This is a genomic window from Streptomyces sp. WAC06614 (assembly GCF_003949795.1).
In the GTDB taxonomy this organism is placed as follows: Bacteria; Actinomycetota; Actinomycetes; order Streptomycetales; family Streptomycetaceae; genus Streptomyces.
In genome coordinates this window covers 1-2,872 of record NZ_RPRY01000537.1, presented here as the reverse complement: position 1 = coordinate 2,872, position 2,872 = coordinate 1, and the positions used below count along the sequence as shown (strand labels likewise).

The following is a 2,872-nucleotide window of genomic DNA, read 5'->3' as shown; positions in this document are numbered from 1 at the left end:
GGCAGGGGCGGATCGAAGGGTTGTTGCTCGGGCTGGCGGCCGGGGACGCGGCCGGGTGGCCCGCGGCCCGGCACCGGGCCGCGCGGATGCCCGAGTGGACCCGGCGCCTGACCCGGGAGCTCGACACCTTCGCCGAGCAGAACGCCACCACCACCCTGCCCGTGCCCATCGCGCTCAACCAGCCGCCCGAGCCGCTACGGCTCGGCCCGTCCGACGACGCCGAGTGGGCGGCGTTCGCCGCCGAGTCCGTGCTCACCGCCGCCGGGGTGCTGCTCAGCGACCTCAGCCGGTCGCGCCGCATGCGCGCCGCCATCGACCTGGCCTGGAACGCCCTCGCCAGCGAGATCGCCGCCGCGGCCGAACGCGCCCCGGAGGTCGAGTCCGCCGTGCTGCCGCTGCGCGCGCGGATCTCCGTACGGGCCGGGCTCGGCAATCTCGCCGCCGGGCTGCGCCCGCCCGCGACCGGGCACGACAACCCGCACTACTTCGACGACGCCGCCTGCGTCCGGGCCTGCGTCCTGGCCCTCGTCCACCCCGCCGACCCGCGGGCCGCGGCCGACCTCGCCGAGTTCGACGCCCGCTACACCCAGGACGGCGACGGCGTCCACGGCGCCCGCGCGATGGCCGCCGCCGTCGCCGCGGCCCTCGGCGGCGGGGACGTCGAGACCGCCGTCGACGCCGCCCTGGACCAGCTGCCCGCGACCACCGAGATCGGCCGCAACGCCCGGCACGCCGTCAAGCTCGCCCGCGGCGCCGGCAGCGACGACGGGCCGGGCAGCCGGGTGCCCCCCGGCGCCGGCGCGTTCGCCATCGTGCCCGCCCTGGAGCACGAGATCGTCGACCACGTCTACAGCTACGGCATCGCCGCCGCCGAGACCGTCCCCATCGCCCTGGCCCTGGCCACCGCGGCCCGCGGCGACGTCACCGCCGCGGTCCCGGCCGCCGCCTGCCTGTCCCGGGTCGCCGACTCGGCCCCCGCCCTGGCCGGCGCCCTCACCGGCACCCTCGGGGGCGCGGACTCCGTCCCCGCCGCCTGGCGGGAGGCCTGCCGCACCCTCTCCGGCTGCGCCCTGCCGCGCCTGGCCGGCACCGACCTCGTCGAACTCGCCGGACTCCTCGCTCGCACGGAACTGACCACACCCAAGGGATGATTCGGACATGACGCTCACTCTCGAAGACCGGGCGGCCGGCTGCCTCGTCGGCGCCGCCGTCGGTGACGCGCTCGGCGGGCCGGTGGAGGGCTGGTCCCCGGACCAGATCGTGGAACGGCACGGCGGCCGCGTGCACGGCATCGTCGGACCCTGGTACGAGGACTGGCGCACGGCCCGCCCGATCGCCCCGTACCACAAGGGCGACGGGCACGTCACCGACGACACCTTGATGACCCACGCCCTGGTCCGCGTCTACGCGCGCGTCCGCGACCACCTCGACGCCTACGCCGTCGCCGACCACCTGGTCCCCGACCTGATGTCCACCCCGCGGTGGATCCCCGAGCTGGAGGCCGAGGCACTGCCCCTCCAGCGGATCTTCCTCGCCGAGAAGTGGCTGGTCGCCCGGCTGCACTACGGACACGTGGACCCGCGCGAGGCCGGCAGCGGCAACATCGTCAACTGCGGGGCGGCGATGTACGTGGCGCCCGTCGGCATCGTCAACGCGGGCAACCCGGCCGGGGCCTACGCCGAGGCCGTCGACCTCACCGGAGCGCACCAGTCCTCGTACGGGCGGGAGGCCGCGGGGGTGTTCGCGGCGGCGGTGGCCGCGGCGTTCGCGCCCGGGGCGACGGCGGGGTCGGTGGTGGAGACGGCCCTGTCCCTGGCCAAGGACGGCACGCGGGCGGCGATCGCGGCGGTGGCGCAGGAGGCGGGCCGCCACCGGGACGTGGAATCGGCGCTGGGGCCGCTGCGGGCGGCGGTCGCGCCGTACGACACCGTGGGCCCGGACTACCGCAACCCGTCGCTCGGCGCGCGCCGGCCGTCGCGGCTGCACGCCGTCGAGGAACTCCCGGTGGCGCTGGGCATGTTGCTGGTGGCGGGGGGCCGGTACGAGGAGGCGGTGCTGGGTTCGGTGAACTACGGGCGGGACTGCGACTCGATCGCCACGATGGCGGGGGCGCTGGCCGGAGCGATGGGCGGCGAAGCCGCTGTGCCCGCGGCCTGGGCGAAGCAGGTGGCCGAGGCCAGCCGCCTGGACCTGCACGCCCCGGCCGCGACCATGGCCGCGGTCGCCCGCGAGGTCTTCACCCTGGACCACACCCGCCACGCCGCCCGCACAGCGGCCTTCACCACCCTGACGGCCCCCTGATGCCCCCCACCGACCGCCCGCGGTCGGCCGCCACCGAGCCGACCGCCCACCGGGCGGCCCCGGCGACCACGGAACGGGCCACGCAGCCCGACGACCGGCCGACCGCACCGCACCGGGACGGCGAGACCGCCGGCGCGCAGGCCACCCGGGCCGCCCAGGCCCACACCCGACCGGCCGCCGCGCGCCGAGACGGCGGGACCGCCGCCGCGTCCCCGGCCACGCAGCCCCACCCCCGGGCGGCCGCCGCGCGGCCGGGCAGCCGGACCGCCGACGCGGAGACCACCCCCGCCACACAGCCCCACACCCGACCGGCCGCACCGCACCGGGCCCGCCGGCGCCGCAGGGGCCGCGGGCGCCGCGGGCGCCGCCGGGGCGTGTCGGCCCGGCCTCGCGGGCACGGGCGTTGCGGCGGGGGCGGCGGACGGGCCGCTGGTGCGGGTGACCTGGGTGCAGCCCGAGGATCTGCTCGGGCATGAGCTGCGGCAGGCCGTCGAGGACGGGCGGGCGGAGGCGGCGGCGCGGGTCGGCGCGGTCTGGGCGGCCGCGGGCGGCCACCCAGACCGCGCCGACC

The 2,872-nt window shown here is 78.7% G+C and carries 2 protein-coding genes; both read left to right on the top strand.

What is annotated here, in order from left to right; all coding sequences use genetic code 11:
* Positions 1 to 11: 11 nt before the first annotated feature.
* The gene (locus tag EF918_RS34335) at positions 12 to 1,151 is read left to right on the top strand and encodes an ADP-ribosylglycohydrolase family protein (RefSeq protein WP_125652789.1); all 1,140 of its coding nucleotides are present in this window, start codon (positions 12 to 14) and stop codon (positions 1,149 to 1,151) included.
* Between the two features lie 7 nt (positions 1,152 to 1,158).
* Positions 1,159 to 2,301 (top strand): ADP-ribosylglycohydrolase family protein, encoded by a 1,143-nt coding sequence (locus EF918_RS34330; protein ID WP_125652788.1) that lies wholly within the window; start codon positions 1,159 to 1,161, stop codon positions 2,299 to 2,301.
* Positions 2,302 to 2,872: the final 571 nt, after the last annotated feature.

Coding starts and splice junctions, on each gene's coding strand:
- EF918_RS34330 (WP_125652788.1), top strand. CDS start 1,159: ATGACGCTCACTCTCGAAGACCGGGCGGCCGGCTGCCTCGTCGGCGCC.